Source organism: Wenxinia saemankumensis, assembly GCF_900141735.1.
Lineage (GTDB): Bacteria > Pseudomonadota > Alphaproteobacteria > Rhodobacterales > Rhodobacteraceae > Wenxinia > Wenxinia saemankumensis.
Window position 1 is genome coordinate 68,604 of sequence record NZ_FQYO01000001.1, and the last position, 21,537, is coordinate 90,140.

The 21,537-nt window shown below is 73.1% G+C and carries 22 protein-coding genes; 15 read left to right on the forward strand and 7 right to left on the reverse strand.

The annotated features are described in order from the left end of the window. Positions 1-7 precede the first annotated feature (7 nt). Together BUE30_RS00295 and soxR are read right to left on the reverse strand one after the other, a co-directional pair. The gene (locus BUE30_RS00295; protein WP_073325575.1) at positions 8-1,174 is read right to left on the reverse strand and encodes a pyridoxal phosphate-dependent aminotransferase; all 1,167 of its coding nucleotides are present in this window, start codon (positions 1,172-1,174) and stop codon (positions 8-10) included. Positions 1,175-1,432: 258 nt separating this feature from the next. Then, on the reverse strand, positions 1,433-1,885 hold the full coding sequence (gene soxR / locus BUE30_RS00300; protein ID WP_073325577.1) for a redox-sensitive transcriptional activator SoxR: 453 nt from the start codon (positions 1,883-1,885) through the stop codon (positions 1,433-1,435). Positions 1,886-1,960: 75 nt separating this feature from the next. Between soxR and BUE30_RS17690 the strand changes: the two genes are divergently transcribed. Together BUE30_RS17690 and BUE30_RS00305 are read left to right on the forward strand one after the other, a co-directional pair. Then, positions 1,961-2,128 (forward strand): hypothetical protein, encoded by a 168-nt coding sequence (locus BUE30_RS17690; RefSeq protein WP_170865598.1) that lies wholly within the window; start codon positions 1,961-1,963, stop codon positions 2,126-2,128. Then, positions 2,128-2,514, forward strand: coding sequence for a VOC family protein (locus BUE30_RS00305; protein ID WP_073325579.1), 387 nt, complete (start codon positions 2,128-2,130; stop codon positions 2,512-2,514). The genes BUE30_RS17690 and BUE30_RS00305 overlap by 1 nt, the downstream gene beginning before the upstream one ends. On the opposite strand, the gene BUE30_RS00310 is transcribed toward BUE30_RS00305, so the two are convergent. After that, the gene (locus tag BUE30_RS00310; protein ID WP_073325581.1) at positions 2,505-2,882 is read right to left on the reverse strand and encodes an MmcQ/YjbR family DNA-binding protein; all 378 of its coding nucleotides are present in this window, start codon (positions 2,880-2,882) and stop codon (positions 2,505-2,507) included. The genes BUE30_RS00305 and BUE30_RS00310 overlap by 10 nt on opposite strands. Positions 2,883-2,898: 16 nt before the next feature. Between BUE30_RS00310 and BUE30_RS00315 the strand changes: the two genes are divergently transcribed. The 4 genes from BUE30_RS00315 to BUE30_RS00330 all read left to right on the forward strand — a co-directional run bounded on the left by BUE30_RS00315 (position 2,899) and on the right by BUE30_RS00330 (position 7,521). Beyond that, the gene (locus tag BUE30_RS00315; protein ID WP_073326489.1) at positions 2,899-3,438 is read left to right on the forward strand and encodes a DUF1697 domain-containing protein; all 540 of its coding nucleotides are present in this window, start codon (positions 2,899-2,901) and stop codon (positions 3,436-3,438) included. Positions 3,439-3,601: 163 nt separating this feature from the next. Then, positions 3,602-4,984, forward strand: coding sequence for a cysteine--tRNA ligase (cysS, locus tag BUE30_RS00320; protein ID WP_073325583.1), 1,383 nt, complete (start codon positions 3,602-3,604; stop codon positions 4,982-4,984). A 112-nt stretch (positions 4,985-5,096) separates the two neighbouring features. Next, a complete protein-coding gene (cimA, locus tag BUE30_RS00325; protein ID WP_073325585.1) occupies positions 5,097-6,719 on the forward strand; it encodes a citramalate synthase in 1,623 nt (540 codons plus the stop codon). Positions 6,720-6,777: 58 nt separating this feature from the next. Further along, positions 6,778-7,521 carry a phytoene/squalene synthase family protein gene (locus BUE30_RS00330; RefSeq protein WP_073325587.1) on the forward strand — a complete coding sequence of 248 codons (744 nt, stop codon included), beginning with the start codon at positions 6,778-6,780 and terminating at the stop codon, positions 7,519-7,521. Between the two features lie 15 nt (positions 7,522-7,536). On the opposite strand, the gene BUE30_RS00335 is transcribed toward BUE30_RS00330, so the two are convergent. The 3 genes from BUE30_RS00335 to cobA are packed head-to-tail and all read right to left on the reverse strand — an operon-like array spanning position 7,537 to position 10,930. Further along, positions 7,537-8,772, reverse strand: a complete 1,236-nt coding sequence (locus tag BUE30_RS00335) for an MFS transporter (RefSeq protein ID WP_073325589.1) — start codon at positions 8,770-8,772, stop codon at positions 7,537-7,539. Between the two features lie 9 nt (positions 8,773-8,781). Beyond that, a complete protein-coding gene (locus BUE30_RS00340; protein ID WP_073325591.1) occupies positions 8,782-10,077 on the reverse strand; it encodes a cobyrinic acid a,c-diamide synthase CobB in 1,296 nt (431 codons plus the stop codon). Positions 10,078-10,081: 4 nt separating this feature from the next. Beyond that, on the reverse strand, positions 10,082-10,930 hold the full coding sequence (gene cobA / locus BUE30_RS00345) for a uroporphyrinogen-III C-methyltransferase (RefSeq protein ID WP_073325593.1): 849 nt from the start codon (positions 10,928-10,930) through the stop codon (positions 10,082-10,084). Positions 10,931-11,248: 318 nt separating this feature from the next. Between cobA and BUE30_RS00350 the strand changes: the two genes are divergently transcribed. The 7 genes from BUE30_RS00350 (at position 11,249) to zwf (ending at position 17,393) form a co-directional block, all read left to right on the forward strand. Further along, positions 11,249-12,361, forward strand: coding sequence for a cobalt-precorrin-5B (C(1))-methyltransferase (locus tag BUE30_RS00350; RefSeq protein WP_073325595.1), 1,113 nt, complete (start codon positions 11,249-11,251; stop codon positions 12,359-12,361). Continuing rightward, complete coding sequence (locus BUE30_RS00355; protein WP_073325597.1) at positions 12,358-13,113, forward strand: cobalt-precorrin-6A reductase; 756 nt, start codon at positions 12,358-12,360, stop codon at positions 13,111-13,113. The genes BUE30_RS00350 and BUE30_RS00355 overlap by 4 nt, the downstream gene beginning before the upstream one ends. After that, positions 13,110-13,742 (forward strand): DNA-3-methyladenine glycosylase family protein, encoded by a 633-nt coding sequence (locus tag BUE30_RS00360; RefSeq protein ID WP_073325599.1) that lies wholly within the window; start codon positions 13,110-13,112, stop codon positions 13,740-13,742. Before BUE30_RS00355 ends, BUE30_RS00360 begins: the two co-directional genes overlap by 4 nt. Continuing rightward, positions 13,739-14,407: an alpha/beta hydrolase gene (locus BUE30_RS00365; RefSeq protein ID WP_073325600.1), complete on the forward strand. Its 669-nt coding sequence runs from the start codon at positions 13,739-13,741 to the stop codon at positions 14,405-14,407. Before BUE30_RS00360 ends, BUE30_RS00365 begins: the two co-directional genes overlap by 4 nt. Positions 14,408-14,634: 227 nt before the next feature. Beyond that, entirely contained in the window at positions 14,635-14,961 is a 327-nt protein-coding gene (locus BUE30_RS00370; protein ID WP_073325601.1) for a DUF3140 domain-containing protein, read from the forward strand. 196 nt (positions 14,962-15,157) lie between these two features. After that, the gene (locus BUE30_RS00375) at positions 15,158-15,742 is read left to right on the forward strand and encodes an HNH endonuclease (RefSeq protein WP_073325602.1); all 585 of its coding nucleotides are present in this window, start codon (positions 15,158-15,160) and stop codon (positions 15,740-15,742) included. A 202-nt stretch (positions 15,743-15,944) separates the two neighbouring features. Then, positions 15,945-17,393: a glucose-6-phosphate dehydrogenase gene (gene zwf, locus BUE30_RS00380; protein ID WP_073325603.1), complete on the forward strand. Its 1,449-nt coding sequence runs from the start codon at positions 15,945-15,947 to the stop codon at positions 17,391-17,393. Between the two features lie 453 nt (positions 17,394-17,846). On the opposite strand, the gene BUE30_RS00385 is transcribed toward zwf, so the two are convergent. Then, positions 17,847-18,596, reverse strand: a complete 750-nt coding sequence (locus BUE30_RS00385; RefSeq protein WP_073325605.1) for a dienelactone hydrolase family protein — start codon at positions 18,594-18,596, stop codon at positions 17,847-17,849. A gap of 173 nt (positions 18,597-18,769) precedes the next feature. Between BUE30_RS00385 and pgl the strand changes: the two genes are divergently transcribed. Then, positions 18,770-19,441 (forward strand): 6-phosphogluconolactonase, encoded by a 672-nt coding sequence (gene pgl, locus BUE30_RS00390; RefSeq protein ID WP_073325607.1) that lies wholly within the window; start codon positions 18,770-18,772, stop codon positions 19,439-19,441. A 4-nt stretch (positions 19,442-19,445) separates the two neighbouring features. After that, positions 19,446-21,044, forward strand: a complete 1,599-nt coding sequence (gene pgi, locus BUE30_RS00395) for a glucose-6-phosphate isomerase (protein WP_073325609.1) — start codon at positions 19,446-19,448, stop codon at positions 21,042-21,044. The last annotated feature ends 493 nt before the right edge of the window (positions 21,045-21,537 follow it).

Below are 21,537 nucleotides of genomic sequence, written 5' to 3' on the forward strand. Positions count from 1 at the left end.
GGCGGGATCAGAGCGCCCCGGCGAACCGCGCCATCCGGCCCAGCGCCTCCTCCAGCGCGTCGTCCGCCACCGTCAGGGCAAGGCGCACATGCCCCGCCGCGACCGCGCCGAAGCTCGCCCCGGGCATCACCGCGATCCGCTCGGCCTCCAGCAGCGCTTCGGCGAAGGCGGTCCCGTCCAGCCCCGTGGGCCGCACGTCGATCATCGCGTACATCGCCCCCTCGACCGGCACGAGGCCGAGGCGCGAGGGCCCGATCACCCGCTCGACGATGGCGCGGCGCCGGCGGAACGGCTCGGCGATCCCCGCCTCGAACTCCGCGCCCAGCCCCAGCGCGGCAAGGCCGGCATCCATCACGTAGCCGGGAATCCCGTAGGTCGTGTGGGTCGACAGGTCCGTCATCGCCGCGACCGCGGCTTCCGGTCCCACCGCCCAGCCGACCCGGCTGCCCGTCATCGCGTGGCTCTTGGACAGCGAGCCGACGACGATCGTCCGCTCCGCCAGTCCCGGCAGGGCGCGGGGGGACAGGTGCGCCCCCGACCAGACCTGGGTGTCGTAGACCTCGTCCGAGATCAGCCAGAGCCCGTGCTCGGCGCAGATCGCGCCGATCTCCTCCAGCACGGTGCGGCCGTAGACCCGGCCCGTGGGATTGTTCGGCGTGTTGATCGTCAGGCACCGCGCGCCCGGCGCGGCGGCGCGCAGCGCGTCCATGTCGGGCAGGAAGCCGGCATCGGGCAGGGCGGGCACCGCGACCGGCACGCCGCCCGCGGCCCGGACAGTCCCGGGATAGGTCGCGTAATAGGGATCGACGATCAGCGCACGCCCGCCCGGATCCATCGCCGCCATCAGCGCCGAGAACAGCGCGCCCTGTCCGCCCGTGGTGATGAGGACGTTCCCGGGCCCCGTGGGCACGCCCGTCCGCGCGGCCACGCGCTCCGCCACCGCGCGGCGGAGGGCGGCGGTGCCGGGGATCTCGGAATAGCCGGTATGACCGCCCTCGGCGGCCCGAGCCATCGCGGCGAGGATCGCGGGGTCGGTGCGGCGGTCATGCTCGCCGATGGTCAGCTCCACCACCGGCAGGCCGGCCGCCTTCATCGCGCGGGCGCGGCGGAACAGGCCCCAGCCGTCGTCGCCGCCGGGAGAGATCGAGGTGATGCGGGAGGAGAGGGTCGTCATGGCCGCGACGTGACCGCCGGGCGGGGCGGGTGTCAATCCGCGGCCCGGCGTCACCGGCGGTCGGCGGGCTGGCGGGTCTGAGGGGGTGTCCCGGCAGCGGCGTCTAGCAGCGGGGAGGAAGGCTCCGGCTTCATCGGAGCCCACCCCCTCCCGGCGCGGAACCGTCGACGAGGCCGGGATCACGGCCGCGGCAGGACACCGCGCCGGGGCAGGGCGCGGGCGGATCCGGGGGCTGCTCTCTCCGGCCCCTCCACCCCCTCAGTCACGAAGCACCAGCCGCGGCCCGGTCCCCTTCGTCGCCAGCCGGTCGTCCGGGTTCCAGAGCGTGCAGGTCTCCATCGACAGGCAGCCGCAGCCGATGCAGCCGTCGAGATTGTCCCGCAGCCGGGTCAGCGCGTCGATCCGGGCATCGAGCAGGGCCCGGATCTCGGTCCCGATCCGCGTCCAGTCCGCCTTCGACGGGGCCCGGTCCGCCGGCAACCCCGCCATGTGGCCCGCGATCTCGGCCAGCGGCAGGCCCAGCTTCTGCGCCGCCATCGCGAAGCTCAGCCGCCGGATGTCGGCCCGCGCATAGCGCCGGTGCCCGCCCGCATTGCGCAGCGGCGCGACGATGCCGTGCGTCTCGTAGAACCGGATGGCCGAGGGGGCGAGACCCGTGCGCTCGGACAGATCGCCGATGGTCAGGCCCTGACGGGCGGGATCGAGGGGCATGACGGAACGTCCTTGATCTCAAGTGCGCTTGAGAAATTACACCCGATTCGTCCGAAGAGCAAAAGGAGACGAAGGATGAGACGATTCGGCGATTGCGTGGACCCGTGGATCGCCCGCCAGCTGGAGCGGGACGGGATCGGCTGGGGCCACGACCTCGATTGCGGCTGCCTGCGCGGCCTGTCGGAGGACGCCCCGGGGCCGCTGGCGCGGCTCTGGTCGGCCCTGACGGGGAGGGCGGCCTGATGGCGCGGCTAGAACACCTGAACGTCACCGTGGCCGATCCCGACGCCTTCGCCGCGATGCTGGGCCGCCTCTTCGGCTGGCGCGTGCGCTGGTCGGGCGGGGCGATCCATGGCGGCCGTTCGGTCCATGTCGGCGGCGAGGACACCTATCTCGCCGTCTATGCGGGCCCCGAAGGGCCGGGCGGGCAGACCCCGCCCGCCGACAGCTACCGCCAGCGCGGCGGGCTGAACCATATCGGCGTGGTGGTGGACGATCTGGACGCGACCGAGGCCCGCGTGAAGGAGGAGGGGTTCAAGACCCATTCCCACGCCGATTACGAACCCGGCCGCCGCTTCTACTTCCGCGAAAGCGGCGGGATCGAGATCGAGGTGGTCAGCTATGCCTGACCCGGGCCGGGCGGGGCGGCGGCGTCCCGCCCGGCCTCCAGCGCGGTCCGGACCTTCCTCGGCAGACCGGCGAGGATCGTGGCGTGGGACGCCTCCAACCGGTGGCGCAGCAGATCAGCCTCGGTCCCCAGCGGCATCTCGACCCAGGAGCGGTGGAAATAGGCGGCCTTCCTCCATCCGAAGAGATCCATCAGGTGCTCCGCCTCGTCGACGCTCGCGCATTTCACCGCGACCGCCGCGCCCGCCGCGCCGATCACGGCGAAGAGCTTGCCGCCCACCTTCCACGCATCATGCCCGCCGCCCCAGGGGTCGGACCATTCCGCCCCGGGCAGGACCCGGCAGATCGCATTGACGGCATCGCGGCTCATGCGCTCAGGCTGGGACATGGCAGAGCCCGGAACAAGACGCGTCGCGCTGCTGCGCGGGATCAACGTGGGCGGCGTCGGGTTGCCGATGGCCGACCTGCGGGCCGCCGCGGCCGATCTGGGCTGGCGGGACGCGGCGACCTACATCGCCTCCGGCCAGATGGTCTTCCGCGCGGCGGGCACCGATGGCGACCTCGGCCATGCGCTCACGGCCGCCCTGGAGGCGCGGATCGGCGCCGCGATCCCGGCCCTCGTCCTGTCGAAGGACGCGTTCGACGACGCCCTCGCCGGGTGTCCCTTCGATCCGACGGAGGGCAAGCACGTCCACGCCTTCTTCCTCTGGAACGACACCCGGATCGACACCGACCTCTACGCGGCGCTGAAAGCGCCGGACGAGCGGCTGGAGCTGCGCGGCCGCACCGCCTGGCTGCACGCCCCCGCCGGCATCGGGCGCTCGAAGCTGGCGGACAAGCTCCACAGGGTCCTGCCCGGCACCGACATGACCGCCCGCAACCTCAATACCCTGCGCCGCCTGCGCGAGTTGCTGGACGCGATGTGACGCGGCGCCTATAATGGCGGCATGACGAGCATCCGCATCACCATCCGCTGCTGCATTACCCGCTGACAACCGTCGCGGGCCGCTCTTTCATACCTTTCCTTCCCGGTTGAAATCAGTCAGGCCCGCGCCCGACCTGCGCCCTTCACCCGTGCGAGGACAAGACGTGACGACGATCCGCCTGACCAACACCGCCACCCGCCGCAAGGAGGTCTTCGCCCCGATCGATCCGGGCAACGTGCGGATGTATGTCTGCGGGCCGACCGTCTACGACCGGGCGCATCTGGGAAATGCGCGGCCCGTCGTGGTCTTCGACACGCTCTACCGGCTGCTGCGCCACGTCCACGGGCCGGACCACGTGACCTATGTCCGCAACCTCACCGACGTGGACGACAAGATCAACGCGGCCGCCCTGGCGCGGAAGGAGGCGGGGGCGCCCGGCTCGCTCGAGGATCTGATCCGGCAGCGCTCGGACGAGACGATCGGCTGGTACCATGACGACATGGCCGCGCTGGGCGCGCTTCCCCCGACGGAGGAGCCGCGCGCGACCGAGTGGATCGACGCGATGGTCGCGATGATCGGGGACCTGATCGCGCGCGGCCATGCCTACGAGGCGGAGGGGCACGTCCTCTTCTCCGTCGCCTCCGATCCCGGCTACGGATCGCTGTCCGGCCGCGCGGTCGAGGACATGATCGCGGGGGCGCGAGTCGAGGTCGCGCCGTGGAAGCGCGACCCGATGGATTTCGTCCTGTGGAAGCCGTCGGGCGACGACCTGCCCGGCTGGCCCTCGCCCTGGGGACGAGGCCGGCCCGGCTGGCACATCGAATGCTCCGCCATGGCGAACGGGCTGCTGGGGGACAGGTTCGACATCCATGGCGGCGGCATCGACCTGGCCTTCCCGCACCACGAGAACGAGATCGCGCAGTCCCGCTGCTGCGGCCACGGCTTCGCGCAGGTCTGGATGCACAACGAGATGCTCCAGGTCGAGGGGAAGAAGATGTCGAAGTCGCTCGGCAACTTCTTCACCGTCCGCGACCTGCTGGACCGGGGCGTGCCGGGCGAGGTGATCCGCATGGTCTTCCTCGGCACGCATTATTCGAGGCCGATGGACTGGACCGAGAAGAAGCGGGACGAGGCGGAAGGGGTGCTGCGGCGGTGGCGCACGATGATCGAGGGCGCGGTGCCCGGCGCACCGCATCCCGACATCGTCGCCGCCCTCGCGGACGATCTCAACACGGCCGGCGCGCTGGCGGTGCTGCACCGTCTCGCCGCCGAAGGCGACGCGGCCTCCCTGGCGGGATCCGCCCGCCTCCTGGGGCTGCTGACGCCCGAGCTCGCCGGCTGGACCGACGCCCCCGACCTCTCGGCCCTGGCCGGCAGGCTGGCCGAGCTGCGGGCCGCGGCGCTGGCGAGCAAGGATTTCGCGGCCGTGGACGCGATGAAGGCGGCCCTCGTCGCGGCCGGCGTCGAGGTGCGGATGTCGAAGGACGGCGTGGACCTCGCCCCGGGGACCGGGTTCGACGCGGGCAAGCTGGAGGATCTGGCGTGAGCGCGGGGCGGATGGTGCGGGAGCGGGGGCGCGTCGCCCCCCGCACCCCCAGAGAGTATTTCTCGCAAGATAAGAGCGGCGGCTTTCCCCGCGCCGTTCCGGGGAGGCAGGCGTGACCGACCGGCTCTATCTCTACGACACGACGCTGCGCGACGGGCAGCAGACGCAGGGCGTCCAGTTCTCCACCCAGGAGAAGCTGCGCGTGGCCGAGGTGCTCGACAGCCTCGGCGTGGACTACATCGAGGGCGGCTGGCCGGGCGCGAACCCGACCGACAGCGAGTTCTTCGACTCGCCGCCGCGGGTCCGCGCGACGCTCGCCGCCTTCGGCATGACGAAGCGGGCGGGGCGGTCGGCGGCGAACGACGACGTGCTGGCGGCGGTGCTGAACGCGGGGACGGAGGCGGTCTGCATCGTCGGCAAGACCCACGATTTCCACGTCACCACCGCGCTCGGCATCACGCTGGAGGAGAATCTCGAGACGATCCGCGACTCGGTCGCCCATCTCGTCGCGCAGGGCCGCGAGGCGCTGTTCGACGCCGAGCACTTCTTCGACGGGTGGAGGGCGAACCGGGACTACGCGCTGGCCTGCATCCGCGCCGCGCACGCGGCCGGGGCGCGCTGGGTCGTGCTCTGCGATACCAATGGCGGCACGCTGCCCGAGGAGATCGGCGCCATCGTCGCCGACGTGGTCGCGCAGGCCGTGCCGGGAGAGGCGCTGGGCATCCACACCCATGACGATACCGGCACCGCCGTGGCCGGCACGCTGGCTGCCGTGGCGGCGGGGGCGCGGCAGATCCAGGGCACGCTCAACGGCCTCGGCGAGCGCTGCGGCAACGCCAACCTCACCACGCTGATCCCGACGCTGCTGCTGAAGGAGCCCTGGGCCAGCCGCTACGAGACGGGCGTCACGCGCGAGGCGCTGGGCGGCCTGCGCCGCGCCTCGCGGCTGCTCGACGACATCCTGAACCGCGTGCCGCTGAAGCAGGCGCCCTATGTCGGCGCCTCGGCCTTCGCCCACAAGGCGGGGCTGCATGCCAGCGCCATCGCCAAGGATCCCAGCACCTACGAGCATGTCGATCCCTCGGTGGTCGGCAACGCCCGCATCGTGCCGATGTCGAACCAGGCGGGGCGATCGAACCTCGTCCAGCGCCTGTCGGAGGCCGGGATCGCGGTGCCGAAGGACCATCCCGCGCTGCCCCGCATCCTCGACCGGATCAAGGAGAAGGAGGCGTTGGGCTACGCCTACGACACCGCTCAGGCCAGCTTCGAACTGCTCGCCCGGGCCGAGATGGGCGACGTGCCCGACTTCTTCGACGTGGAGCGCTACCGCGTCATCACCGAGCGGCGCCGCAATGCGCGCGGCGAGCTGGTCGTGGAATCCGAGGCGGTCGTGACGGTCACGCTGCCGGGCGGCGGCAAGCGCACCAGCTTCTTCAAGAACGAGCACGAGCACGACCTGCAGGATGCCGGGCCCGTCAACGCGCTCTGGCAGGCGCTGAAGAGCGATCTGGGGCCCCACCAGGCGCTGGTCGAGGACATGCATCTCGTCGACTTCAAGGTCCGCATCACCAATGGCGGGACCGAGGCGGTGACGCGGGTCATCATCGACAGCGCCGATGCCGAGGGGCGCCGCTGGGCGACGGTCGGTGTCAGCGCCAACATCGTCGATGCTAGCTTCGAGGCGCTGGTCGAGGGCGTGACATGGAAGCTCCTCCGCGATACGGGGTCGGTCTAGGAATGTCTCGCAACACCATGTTAAGAAATGATTACCTTCCCCGCGGGGAAGGTCCGGCATGAGCGTCGAGGCCTGCGCCGAGATCGTCCGCAAGGGCGATTCCGACCGGTTCCTGGCCGCGATGGCGGCGCCGGTCCCGGCGCGGGCCGCGCTCTTCCCTCTCTACGCCTTCAACGTCGAGATCGCCCGCGCCCCCTTCGTCAGCGCCGAGCCGATGATCGGCGAGATGCGCCTGCAATGGTGGCGCGACGCGGTGGCCGAGATCGCGGCGGGCCAGCGCCCCCGCGCGCACGAGGTCGTCGCCCCGCTGGCCGAGGTGATGCGGGGCCGGGACTTGCCCGTCGCCCTGTTCGACGAGATGGCCGAGGCGCGGCGCTGGGATCTCTTCTCCGATCCGTTCGACGGGCCGGACGACCTGCGCAGGCATCTCGACCGCACCGCCGGTCACCTGATGTGGCTGTCCTCGCGCGCGCTCGGCGGCACCGACGAGGCGGGGGCACGGGCCGTCGGCCTGGCGCAGGGGCTGGCCGCCTGGCTGCGCGCGGTGCCCGAGCTCGAGGCGCGGGGCCGCCATCCTTGGCCGGACGGGGCGGAGGCGCTGATCGGCCCGGCGCTGGACGGGCTGCGGGCCGCGCGCGCCCCCGGGCCGGCCGCCCCCGCCTGGCGCGCCGCCTGGCTCGCCGGGCCGGTGCTGCGGCAGGCGCAGGCCGATCCGGGGCGGATCCGGTCGGGCGCGCTCGGCGTGTCGGAATTCCGCCGCCGGACCGGCCTCGCCCGGCGCGCGGCGACCGGCGGCTGGTAGCGCCTCTCCCTGGCCTCAGGCCCGCGCGGCCGAGGGCTGGCGCGCCAGCCAGAACAGAGCCGCCGCCGCCAGCACCAGGAACGGGATCATGGCGAGGTTCACCGCGCTCCATCCCTGTTCCGCCGTGCCGCCCGTGCAGTTCATCAGCCCGCCCGAGGCGAGCGAGGCCACCGTGACAGAGCCGAAGACGATCATGTCGTTCAGGCCCTGCACGCGCCCCCGCTCCTCCGCCGTGTGGAACGAGGTGAGCATCGCGGTCGCACCGATGAAGCCGAAGTTCCACCCCAGGCCCAGCAGCACCAGCGCGCCGAAGAAGTTGCCCAGCTCGACCCCGGCCAGCGCGATCACCCCCGCGCCGCCCAGCAGGACCAGCCCCGCCGCCACGATCCGCGCCGCCCCGAACCGCGCGATCAGGTGCCCGGTGAAGAACGAGGGGACGAACATGGCCAGCACGTGGGCCGAGACGATGTCGGCGGCATCCCCGCGGGTGAAACCGCAGCCGACCACGGCCAGCGGGGTCGAGGTCATGACGAGGTTCATCAGCGCGTAGCTCACCGCGCCGACGATGACGGCCACGGCGATGCCCGGCGTGGTCAGCAGCGCGCGCACGCCCCGGTCCGGCGCCGCGTCCGCCGCGCGGGGCCCCGGTCTCGGCAGCGCCAGCAGCGGGAACAGCACGATCCCGGCAAGGTTCAGTGCCGCCGCCGCGGCGTAGCTGCCGACGAAGGGCACGACCGTGAGATCGCCTGTCACCTTCACCAGCTGCGGCCCGATCAGCGCCGAGAGAAGGCCCCCGGCCAGCACGTAGGAGATCGCCTTGGGTCGGAACGCCTCGGAGGCGGTGTCGGCCGCGGCGAACCGGTAGAAGCCCTGCGCGGACATGTAGATGCCGGTCAGGTAGCTGCCCAGCAGCAGCAGCCAGAAGCTGCCCAGCGCGACGCCCGCCGCCGACAGGGCCGCCCCCGCCATCCCGCCGCCCGCCCCGATCAGGAACCCGGCCGTGCGCCCCCGCCGCTGCATCAGCGGCGAGATCCAGGGCGCCGTCGTCATCGAGCCGAACACGATCATCGAGATCGGCAGCGTGGCGAGGCAGGGATTGGGGGCCAGCATCTGCCCGGCCAGGCCGCCGATCGTGAATTGCAGCGTGATCTGGCTGCCGAGCAACGCCTGCGCGGCGACGAGGATGGCGACGTTGCGCCGCGCGAGCCGGTCGTCCCGGCGGGGAGGCGTCTGGGGGGAAGAGGCGGTCATGGCGCAGGACTAGGCGTCCGCGCCGGCCCCGTCCAGCGCCTCGGGCGCGACGAGATGCGCGAAGGATCCCGCGACCCGCCCCTCGACCAGGCCCGCCGGGCCGAGCGGCGCGCCCTCGGCATCCTCGGCGTCGAAGAGGGGCATCCCCTCCGCCGAGAGCGTCGTGGCGTAGTGGAATTCGTGCCCCCGCCAGGCCCCCGGCATCGCGGCCCCGCGCGAGACCAGCCGCCGGTAGCCCAGATGCAGCCGCCGCTCGGCGAAGGAGGTGGCGAGGCCCAGCAGCCCGGCCATCCGGTGCGGCCTGCCGTCCGCGTCGACCAGCCGCTCGCCCAGCACCATGTATCCGCCGCATTCCCCGTATATGTCAGAGGAATGCGCCGCGTCTCTCAGGCTCTGCATGAACCGGGCATTGCCGGCGAGCCGCGCGGCGTGCAGTTCGGGATAGCCGCCGGGCAGGTGGACGAGATCGGCCTCCGGTACAGGATCGTCCTGCAAGGGACTGAAGAAGATCAGTTCCGCCCCGCCAGCGCGCCAGGCCGCCACCTGATGCGGGTAGAGGAACGAGAAGGCGGCGTCGCGCGCGACCGCGATCCGCTTCGGGGTGGGCGGGGCCGGCACGGTGGGCGCCTCGGGCAGCGGCAGGGCGAGCCGGTCCAGCGCCGGCAGGTCCATTCCCGCCGCCACCGCGTCCGCTGCCCGCTCCAGCACCTCCTCCAGCCCGACCAGCTCGCCCGCCTGGACGAGTCCCAGGTGGCGGCTCGGCAGGTCGAGCCCCGGATCGCGCCGGAGCGCGCCGAGCACCGGCATGCCGATCCCGCCCAGCGCGCGGCGCAGCATCGCCGCGTGCCGCTCCGACCCCACCCGGTTCAGGATCACGCCCGCCACGCGCAACCCCGGCCGGAAGCCCGCGAAGCCCGCGACGAGCGGCGCCACCGACTGCGCCATCCGCCCGGCATCGACCACCAGGACGACCGGCAGGTCCAGTGCCTGCGCAAGGTCGGCCACCGATCCGCGCCCTTCCGGCGGCGCGCCGTCGAACAGGCCCATCGCCCCCTCGACGATCAGCAGCCCGTCCCCCGCGGCGAGGCGGCGCAGCTGCGCCGGCGCCATCGCCCAGGCGTCGAGATTGACGGATTCCGCCCCGCAGGCGGCCGCGTGGAAGGCGGGGTCGATGTAGTCGGGGCCGGATTTTGCGCCCCTGACCGGGATCCCGGCCCGGGACAGAGCCCGCAGCAGGCCCAGCGCCACGATCGTCTTGCCGCTGCCGGAGGACGGCGCGGCGAGGATCAGCCCCCGCCCGGCCAAGCGCTCAGGCGCTTTCCGAGGCGCTCCGGCGCCCCAGCGGGTCGAGGTCGCGCGGCGCCGCGCCCGCGGCGAGCGCCTGCCAGTCCAGCACCTGCCGCAGCAGCGTCACCCGCCCGATGCAGAGGATCGCGGGCGGCTCGAGCCCCGATTCGGCCACGTCGTCCACCATGCGGCCCAGCCGGGTCTCGAGCACCCGCTGGCGCGGCGTCGCCGCGTCGGTCACGACGGCGCAGGGCTCGCCGGGATCGCGCCCGCCCTCGATGAGGCCGGCGGTGATCCGGGCAAGATGCTTCATCCCCATGTAGATCACGATCGTCCCGGAAGCCCTTGCGATCGCACCCCAATCGAGCGAGCCGGGCGTCTCTCCGGTCTGGTCGTGGCCGGTCACGAAGGTGACCGACTGGTTGGTGTCGCGATGCGTGACGGGGATCCCGGCATAGGCCAGCCCGCCGATCCCGGCGGTGATCCCCGGCACGATCCGCACCGGGATGCCGTGCGAGATCAGGGTCTGCGCCTCCTCGCCGCCGCGCCCGAAGACGAAGGGGTCGCCCCCCTTCAGCCGCAGCACCCGCTTGCCGGCCCGGGCCAGTTCCACCAGGCGAAGCGAGATGTCGCGCTGCCTGGGGCTCGGCTTGCCGCCGCGCTTGCCCGCATGGATGCGCTCGGCCTGCGGCGCCCAGTCCAGGATCGCCGGCTCGACCAGGGCGTCGTAGATCACCACGTCGGCCTGCCGCAGGGCGTTGAGCGCATGCAGCGTCAGCAGGCCCGGGTCGCCGGGCCCGGCCCCGCAGAGCCAGACCCAGCCCGGCTCCAGCGCGGGCCAGTCATGGGCGGGGGGAAGATGCGTCACCATGCCCCCCTTATGCGACAGCCGGCGGGCGGCGGAAAGCCGGGGGCGACATCGGGGGAGGCGGCGGCGACATGCGCCCGCCGGGACGCCGCAGCCTGCGCCGCCACACCTGTGCGCCCCGACCGGGCCCCATTCGCCGGATGCAGAGAGCCGACGCCCCCTCCGCCCCGCGCGGCCCGCCGGGACAGGCGCGATCCGCGGCACGTCTCCGGCGGACGCGACGCCCCTGCGGGGCCGAACCCGGGCACCGGCCTCCGCCGGCCCCCGCGGGGGCGCGCCGGGATTGGCGCGCCCCTCCGGCCGGCGTAGTCTGCGCCCGACATGGCCGAACCCACCCCCCTCCGCCGCGGCTGGACCACCGGCGCCTGCGCGACCGCCGCTGCGAAGGCGGCGCTGACGCGATTCTGGGGCGGGGACTGGCCCGATCCGGTGACCATCACCCTGCCGAAGGGCGAGACGCCGTCCTTCGCGCTCGCCCACCGCGCGGAGGGGCCGGGCTGGGCCGAGGCGGGGATCGTCAAGGATGCGGGCGACGATCCCGACGTGACCCACGGGGCACTGATCGTGGCGCGGGTCGCCGCGCCGCCGGCCCCCGGGGCGGGCGCGAGGGGGGGCGGCGTGACGTTTCGCGCCGGCCCGGGGGTCGGCATCGTGACCCGGCCCGGCCTGCCGATCCCCCCGGGCGAGCCGGCGATCAATCCCGTCCCCCGCGCGATGATGGACGAGGTGGTGGCCGAACTCGCCGCCGAGCATGGCCGCGCCCCCGAGGTCACCCTCACGATCTCGATCCCCGGCGGGGAGGAGATCGCGCGCCGCACCTGGAATCCTAGGCTCGGCATCGAGGGCGGGCTCTCGATCCTCGGCACGACGGGGATCGTGCGGCCCTTCTCCTGCGCGGCCTGGATCGCGTCGATCCATCGGGGCGTTGACGTGGCGCGGGCGGCGGGGCTGACCCATGTCGCCGGCTGCACCGGCAATGCCAGCGAGGCGGCGGTCCAGGCGCTCCACGGGCTGCCGGACCACGCGATGCTGGACATGGGGGATTTCGCGCTCGGCCTCATCAAGTACCTGCGCCGCCACCCGGTGGCGCGGCTGACCATCGGCGGCGGCATCGGCAAGCTGGCCAAGCTCGCCCAGGGGGCGGGGGACCTCCATTCCTCGCGCAGCCGGGCCGATATGGACCGGCTGGCGGAGTGGACCGGCGATCCCCGCCTGGCCGGCGCCGCCTCGGTCGGGGAGGCCTACGGGATCGCGGGCCCGCCCCTGGCCGAGGCGATCGCGGCCCGCGCGCTGGACCGGGCGAGGGAGATGTTCGCCGGTCCCGCCCCGGCGCTCGACATCGTGGTCTGCGACCGGGCGGGCGCGATCCTGGCGCGGGCGGGATCAGGCGCGGGGCCGGAAGCTGGACCGGGCCCGGCAGGGGGCGCGCCATGACGATCCTCCTCCTCGCCGGAACGGCCGAGGCGCGGGCGCTGGCCGGGCTGCTGGCGGAGGCGGGGATCCCCGCCCTGGCCTCGCTCGCGGGGGCGACGGCGCGGCCGGAGCCGCTGCCCCTGCCGACCCGGACCGGCGGCTTCGGCGGGGCGGAGGGGTTCCGCGCCGTCCTGCGGGAGGAGGGGATCCGCGCCGTGATCGACGCCACGCACCCCTTCGCCGCCCGGATCACCGAGCGCACCGCGGGGATCTGCGCGGCGGAGGGGATGCCCTGCCTGCGCCTGCAGCGCCCCGGCTGGCAGGAAGGGCCGGGCGACGACTGGCGGCGGATCGCCGCCCCGGACGAGGCGCGCGCGGCGATCCCGGCCGGGGCGACGGTCTTCCTCGCAACCGGGCGGCAGAGCCTGCCGGCGTTCGAGGGGCTGGCCGGACGAAAGGTCCTCGCCCGGGTGGTGGACCCGCCGCGGGGCGACATGCCCGTTCCCGGCGGGCAATGGATCACGGGCCGCCCGCCGTTCACCGAAGAGAGCGAGGTCGCGCTCTTCGCGCTGCTGGGCGTGCAATGGCTGGTGGCCAAGGATGCTGGCGGGCCGGGCGGCTGGCCGAAGATGGCGGCGGCCCGGCGGCTGGGCCTGCCCGTCGTGCTGCTGGACCGGCCGCCGCTGCCCGCGGGGCTGGAGGTGGTCGGGACGGCGCGGGCGGCGCTGGACTGGGCGAAGGACTGGGCGAAGGACTGGGCGAGGGACCTGTGAGCGTCGGCCGGATCGTCGAAGGGGACGGCTGCGTGGCCGAGGGGGCGGCCTGGCTGGCGGCGCGCGAGCCCCGATTCGCCCGCGCGCTGGCCGTGACGGGCCCGCTGCCGCTGCGGCGCGGCCCGGACGGGTTCGCCCCGCTCCTGCAGGCGATCGTCGGGCAGCAGGTCTCCACCGCCTCGGCCGCCGCGATCTGGGCGCGGATGGAGGCGGCGGGCCTGACCGATCCCGCCGCGATCCGGGCCGCGACGGAGGACGAGCTGCGCGCCCCGGGCCTGTCCCGGCAGAAGATCCGCTACGCCCGCGCCCTAGCCGGGGCGGGGATCGCCTTCGACGCGCTGCGGGCGCTGCCGGATGCCGAGCTGGTCCGCACCCTGACGGCGATCCCCGGCATCGGCACCTGGACCGCCGAGATCTACGCGATGGTCTCTCTCGGCCGGGCCGATGTCTTCGCCCCGGGCGATCTCGCGCTGCAGGTGGCGGCGGGGGCGCTGTGGGACCTGCCCGAGCGGCCGCGCGAGCGGCAGCTGCGGGCGATGGCGGCCGAATGGTCGCCATGGCGGAGCGTTGCGGCGCGTATCCTGTGGGCCTACTACCGGACCCTGACGAACAGAGAAGGCATCAGATGACCCGCGCCCTCGACGCCATCCGCCGCGAGCCCGCCTCCGGCGAGCTCCGCTCCGCCGTGATCTTCCTGCACGGCTACGGTGCCAACGGGGCGGACCTGATGGGCCTCGCCGATCCGCTGGCGGAGTACCTGCCCGACACGCTCTTCCTCGCCCCCGACGCGCCCGAGGCCTGCGCCGGGGCGCCGATGGGCTATCAATGGTTCCCGATCCCCTGGATCGACGGCTCGTCCGAGGAGGAGAGCCGGGCCGGGCTGTCGCGCGCGGCCGAGGACCTGAACGCCTTTCTCGACGGGGTCATGGTGGACGAGGACCTGCTGCCCGAGCAGGTCGCGGTGCTCGGCTTCAGCCAGGGGACGATGATGGCGCTGCACGTCCTGCCGCGGCGCGAGGATCCGGTGGCCTGCATCGCCGCCTTCTCGGGCCGGCTGCTGGAGCCGGAGCTGCTGGAGGACGAGGCGACCTGCCGCCCGCCGGTCCTGCTGGTCCATGGCGACCAGGACGAGGTGGTGCCGCCCGAGGCGCTGCCCGCCGCCGCCGAGGCGCTGCAGCGTGCCGGCTGGTCGGAGGTCTATGCCCACGTGATGAAGGGGACCGGCCACGGCATCGCCCCCGACGGGCTGAGCGTCGCGCTCGCCTTCCTGCGCGAGCGGCTCGGCGTCGCCTGATCCCGGCCCGTCCCGCCGGCGATCCGGGTGATCCGGCGGAGCGGCCCCCCCGGGGGGGCCGCATTCCCCTTGCCGGAGACATCGACGCCGCGAGCCCCCGCGTCCCGGTGCCTGCGCGGGCGGCGGGTGCGGACGGTATTTGCCGACCCTGCGAAGGGGAGGGCGCGGCACGCAACCCCCGGCGCGCCGCCGGCGTTGACCGCCGGTATCTCGAGACGGAGCGCGCGATGAGCAAGGACAGGGACCAGGTCTGGGACGAATGGGGCGAGCTGGTGAACATGGCGCCCGGGGAGCTGGAGGACTGGCTGGAGACGGAGGAGAGCAGATCCGTCGGCGACAGCGACAGCGGCGAGAGCACGGGCCACAGGTCGGGCCGGAGGATCGTCGAGATCAAGCGGACGAAGAAGGACGACCTGACGGACGGCCAATGGGACCACATGGCGAAGGTCGTCGGCTACATTAAGCGGCACACGGCTCAGGGCCCGTCCGAGGATGCCGAGAACAGCGACTGGCGCTATTCGCTGATGAACTGGGGGCACGACCCGCTGAAGTGACCTCCGCGCCGGGCGGCGTCATGCCGCTGTCACGTCCCGCCCCCAGAAGAGGGGGCAGGACACAAGACCTGTCGGGCTTGCCAGAGCTTTACCGCCAGATATAGTCCCGCTTGCGAGGCGCGGTTCCCCGCACCCCGCGACCGGACGACCGGCGGCCCCTCTCGGCGGCGCCGGCGCGATGCGAGGGGTTCGGGCGATGGACGGCGATTTCAGGACGACATTCGTGCGCGAGCCGGCGGGGCTGCGGCATCATCCGGCGCTGGTGCTGAACGCCGATTACCGGCCGCTGTCCTACTATCCGCTCTCGCTCTGGCCCTGGCAGGAGGCGGTGAAGGCGGTCTGGCTGGACCGGGTCGACATCGTGGCCGAATACGACGAGCGGGTCCGTTCGCCGACGACGAGCCTGCGCATCCCCTCGGTCGTGGTGCTGAAGGATTTCGTCAGGCCCCAGAAGCGCGTGGCCTTCACCCGCTTCAACCTGTTCCTGCGCGACGAGTTCTGCTGCCAGTACTGCGGCTCGCGCGGGGACCTGACCTTCGACCATGTCGTGCCGCGCGCCCGGGGCGGCGTGACGAGCTGGGAGAACGTCGTCGCGGCCTGCGCCTCGTGCAACCTGCGCAAGGGATCGAAATCGCTGCGGCAATCGGGCCTCTCGTTGCGGCGGCCGCCGCGCCAGCCGGGGGCGGAGGAGCTGCGCAACACCGGGCGGAAATTCCCGCCGGGCCATCTGCACGACAGCTGGCTCGACTTCCTCTACTGGGATGCCGAGCTGGAGGCCTGAGGCGCCCCGCGGGGAGGGCGGCGGCGGGCGCCCGGCCGCGGGGCAGGGCGCGACGCCCGCCGGGGCGGGCATTGCCCCGCGGGGCGGTTAGCGCTAACGCGGCCATCGAGACAGCGCGGCTTGGACAGCCCGCCCGGGGGCGGCTATGTCCGGGGCCGCGACCGGCGGCGCCCGCGCCGCCCGCCCGAACAGGAGAAGGCCCATGGTCAGCCGCGTCATTCCCGTCGACACGTTCGACCTCGTCATCTTCGGCGGCACGGGCGATCTCGCCCGGCGCAAGATCCTGCCGGGACTGTTCCGGCGCTTCATCGCCGGGCAGATGACGGGCGAGAGCCGGGTGATCGGGGCCGCCCGCTCGGAGCTCGACGATGCGGGCTACCGCGACCTCGTGTGCGAGGCGATCGCCGAGTTCGGCGGGGCGGAGAAGGACAGCGGCCGGCTGGAGGAGTTCCTCGCCCGGCTGCACTACGTTCCGATCGACGCGACGGGCGAGGGCGGCTGGAGCGACCTGCGCGACCTGATGCGGGACGGGGTCGTCCGGGCCTTCTACTTCTCGGTGGCGCCCTCGCTCTTCGGGGCGCTGGCCGAGCGGCTGCATTCGAACGACGTGGCGGGGCCGGATGCGAGGATCGTGGTGGAAAAACCCTTCGGCCGCGACCTCGGCGGGGCGCGCGAGCTGAACGCGACCCTGGCGAGCCATTTCGACGAGCGGCAGATCTACCGGATCGACCATTACCTCGGCAAGGAGACGGTGCAGAACCTGATGGCGATCCGGTTCGGCAACGTCCTCTTCGAGCCGCTCTGGAACAGCCATTACGTCGACCACATCCAGATCACCGTGGCCGAGACGGTGGGCGTGGGCGGGCGCGGCAGCTATTACGACAAGTCCGGCGCGATGCGGGACATGGTGCAGAACCACCTGATGCAGCTGCTCTGCCTGATCGCGATGGAGCCGCCCAGCCAGTTCGAGGCGGACGCCGTGCGCGACGAGAAGCTGAAGGTGATCCGCGCGTTGCAGCCGGTCGAGCCGCACCAGATCGTGCGCGGCCAGTACGACGCGGCCGCCGGGGCCGCGTCCTACCGCGAGGATGCCGAGAACCCGCGCAGCTTCACCGAGAGCTTCGTCGCGTTGAAGCTGGGCATTTCCAACCTGCGATGGGCGGGCGTGCCGTTCTACCTGCGCACCGGCAAGAAGCTTAAGGCGCGGTCGAGCGAGATCGCGGTCGTGTTCAAGGACCTCCCCCATTCGATGTTCGAGGGCGACGAGAAGCGGCACCGCAACATCCTGTCGATCCGGCTGCAGCCGAACGAGGGGATCGACCTGCAGGTGACGATCAAGGAGCCGGGGCCGGGGGGCATGCGGCTCGTCGACGTGCCGCTCGACATGACCTTCGCCGACGCGCTGGGGGACGAGGCCGAGGCGCCCGACGCCTACGAGCGGCTGATCATGGACGTGATCCGGGGCAACCAGACGCTGTTCATGCGTGGCGACGAGGTCGAGGCGGCCTGGCGCTGGACCGACCCGATCATCGAGGGCTGGGAGGCGCGCTCGGACGTGCCCAAGCTCTACGAGCAGGGATCGAGCGGTCCGGAGGACGCGCAGATGCTGATCCACCGGGACGGGCGGCGCTGGCGGGACATCCGCGGCTGAGGCGCGGCCGCGCGAGGGCGGCCGGCGGCCGGGGCTCCGCCCCGGACCCCGGAGTAATTGGGGCAAGATAAGAGCAGGGCGGGCGGCGGCGACGGCGGGAGACGGGGCTCCGCCGGACGGGTGAACCCGGCTTTCGGTCGCCGGGGCTCCGCCCCGGACCCCGGAGTATTCGGGGCAAGATAAGAGCAGGGCGGGCGGAGGCGACGGCGGGAGACGGGGCTCCGCCGGACGGGTGAACCCGGCTTTCAGTCGCCGGGGCTCCGCCCCGGACCCCGGAGTATTTCGGGCAAGATAAGAGCAGGGGGGGGGCGGCGGCGACGAGGAAGCCTCGGGGCGCGCGGCCTGCCTCGATCCGGGATCGGCGGTGATCGGCGGTCCGGGTCCGTCATGCAGCCGGTGCACCCGGCGCGGGCCGTGTCGCGGCCCGCGCCTCTTGCCTCCGGGCGGTTGCGCCTACCCTTCGGTGCCGGTCTCCTCGGCGAGGAAGTCGGTGAAGGCCTCCCAGCTCTCCCGGTCGGCGCGCTCCTGGTAGCGGTCGGAGCCCTCGACGGTGAAGGCGTGGGGGGCGCCGGAATAGATCTCCACCGTGTAGGTGGTCCCGGCGCTCTCGAACTCGGTCATCAGGGTCTGCACAGCCGAAAGCGGGACGGAGTCGTCGGCGCCGCCGTGCAGGATCAGGACCGGGGGCTCGTCGCCGTCCCAGGACTGGCCTTCGGGCGTGTCGATCGAGCCGTGGAAGCTGGCATAGCCCACGGCCTCGCCGGCCATGTCGGACCGGGCCATCTCCAGCGCGACGCCCCCGCCGAAGCAGTAGCCCATCACGACCAGGTCGGTGGCGGAGGAGAGCGCGCGGGCCTCGGCGATGCCGGCCTCGATCAGCATCCGCATCTTCTCGCGGTCGCCGGTCAGCTCGGACGTGGCGGCGACGTTCTGCTCCATCGTGCCGGCCTCGGTATCGGCGCCGTACATGTCGAGGGCGAAGGCATCGTATCCCATCCCGGCCAGCATGTCGGCGCGCGAGCGTTCGTACCCGTCCAGCCCGTCCCAGTCATGGGCGATGAGGACGAGGCCGCGCGCCTCTCCCTCGGCGGCGGCGAAATAGCCGGTATGGCTCACCCCCTCCACCTCGTAGGCGACGTCCTCGGCGAGGGCCGGCGCGGCGAGGAGCGCGAGGGCGGTTGCGGCGAGCGCGGTGCGGGTCATGTCGGGTCCTCCTTCTGTGTGGGCGGGGACGGTGGCGCGGGGCGGGCGCCGATCAAGGCGGCACACGCGGGCGTGAGGGCCGGGGGCGGGGTCGAAAACCCGTCCTCCGCCCTTTCCGAGCGGCGCCAAGGGGCCTAACACTCCCCCTCGCAATGCAGCGGCAGGAGACTTCAATGGAATTCGTCGAATACGCCGATGCCGAGATGATGATGCTCGACCTGGCGGACAAGATCGCGGGGGAGCTGCGCTCCGCCCTCGGGAACCACGACAGCGTGTCGCTGGCCGTGCCGGGGGGCACGACGCCGGGCCCGGTCTTCGATTCGCTCTGCGGGGCCGAGCTGGACTGGGCGCGGGTCAACGTGCTGCTGACCGACGAGCGCTGGGTCCCCGAGGACAGCAAGCGGTCGAACACCGCGCTGATCCGCGAGCGCCTGCTGACCGAGAAGGCGGCGCGGGCACGCTACCTGCCGCTGCGGGCGGATACCGGGCAGCCGGAGGAGGCGCTGGACGGGCTCGCGGCCGCGATCGCCCCGCACCTGCCGCTGAACGTGCTCCTGCTCGGGATGGGGGCGGACATGCACACCGCCTCGATCTTTCCCGGCGCGGACCGGCTGGGGGACGCGCTGAGCGGGGACGATCTGCTGGTGCCGATGCGCGCGCCGGGCGCGCCCGAGCCGCGCGTCACCCTGTCGGCCAGGGTGCTGAGGGACGCGATGTCGACCCATGTCCTGATCGTCGGCCCCGAGAAGCGCGAGGCGCTGGAGCGGGCCCGCAGGCTGCCCCCCGAGGAGGCGCCGGTCGCGGCCGTGCTGCCGAACGCGATCGTTCACTGGGCGGAGGCCTGAGACCATGTTCGACCACCTGAAATCGCTGGCCGCCGCGGTGCGGGATCGCCGGATCGAGGATCTGATGGAGGGCGGCCGGGCCGAGGACTTCTCGATCCGTCTCGGCGAGATGCTGCTGGACTATTCCAAGACGAATATCGACGGCGAGACGCGCGACGCGCTGATCGCGCTGCTGGACGAGGCCGGGGTCGCGGAGAAGCGCGCGGCGATGTTCGGCGGCGCGCCGATCAACGAGACCGAGGGGCGGGCGGTGCTGCATACCGCGCTGCGCAACCTCGACGGCGGGCCGGTGGAGGTGGGGGGCCGGGATGTCATGCCGGGCGTTCTGGAGATCCTGGACCGGATGGAGGGCTTCGCCCGCGCCGTCCGGGACGGGAGCTTCGCGGGTCCGGGCGGGCCGATCACCGATGTGGTGAACATCGGCATCGGCGGCTCGGATCTCGGGCCCAAGATGGGGGCCATCGCGCTCGCCCCCTACCATGACGGGCCGCGCTGCCACTTCGTCTCGAACGTGGATCCGGCCGATATCGCGGGCGTGCTGCGGGGCTGCGATCCGGCGAGGACGCTGGTGATCGTCGCCTCCAAGACCTTCACCACGATCGAGACGATGACGAACGCCCGCACCGCGAAGGCCTGGATGGCCGAGGCGGTGGAGGATCCGGGCGCACAGTTCGCGGCGCTCTCCACCGATCTGGAGAAGACGGGCGCCTTCGGGATCGACCCGTCCCGCGTCTTCGGCTTCGAGGACTGGGTGGGGGGGCGCTACTCGATGTGGGGGCCGATCGGCCTTTCGCTGATGATCGCCGTGGGACCCGAGGCGTTCCGCGCCTTCCTGCGCGGCGGGCAGGCGATGGACCGCCATTTCGTCTCGGCCGGGTGGCGGGACAACATGCCCGCCATGCTGGCGCTGGTGGGGATCTGGCACCGGCAGGTGCTGGGCCATCCGACCCGCGCGGTCCTGCCCTACGACCAGCGGCTCGCCCGGCTGCCGGCCTATCTGCAGCAGCTGGAGATGGAATCGAACGGCAAGCGCGTCTCGATGGACGGGGCGGCGCTGGAGGTCGAGAGCGGCCCGATCGTCTGGGGCGAGCCCGGGACCAACGGGCAGCACGCCTTCTACCAGCTGATCCACCAGGGCACGCAGGTCGTGCCCTGCGAGTTCCTCGTCGCCGCCCGCGGGCACGAGGACGACCTGCACCACCAGCACCGCCTGCTGGTCGCCAACTGCCTCGCCCAGTCCGAGGCGCTGATGAAGGGCCGGACACTGGACGAGGCGCGTCAGAAGGTGGCCGGGCGGTTCGAGGGGGCGGAGCTGGAGCGGCAGGCGGCGCACCGCGTCTTCCCCGGCAACCGCCCGTCGACGACGCTCGCCTATCCGCAGCTGACGCCCGAGATCCTGGGCATGATCGTGGCGCTCTACGAGCACCGGGTCTTCGTCGAGGGGGCGGTGCTGGGGATCAATTCCTACGACCAGTGGGGTGTGGAACTGGGCAAGGAGCTGGCGACCGCGCTGCAGCCGGTCGTCGAGGGGACCGAGGATGCCGCCGGAAAGGACGGCTCGACGGCGGGCCTGGTCGGGTTCCTGCGGGCAGCGGGGCTCTAGCTTTCCCGCATCCGGGCGGCCGGAGGGGGCGGGACCGGGGCGCTGCCCCGGACCCCGGAGTATTTCCGGCAAGATAAGGGGGAGGCGTCCTCCGCGGCGCCGGGGGGCGCTTCCGGCCCGGGGCCGCGGGAGCCTGCGGGAAGCGGGGCTCCGATCCCGGCGGCCGCGCCGGTGGCGGTTGCGGGACCGGGGCGCTGCCCCGGACCCCGGAGTATTTCCGGCAAGATAAGGGGGAGGCGTCCTCCGCGGCGCCGGGGGGCGCTTCCGGCCCGGGGCCGCGGGAGCCTGCGGGAAGCGGGGCTCCGATCCCGGCGGCCGCGCCGGTGGCGGTTGCGGGACCGGGGCGCTGCCCCGGACCCCGGAGTATTTCGGGCAAGATAAGGGGGAAGGCGTCGTCCGCGGCGCCGGGGGGCGCTTCCAGCCCGGGGCCGCGGGGGCCTGCGGATCGTGGCGGGGCCGGACGGACCGGGACAATCGTCCGAACGGTCCCGAT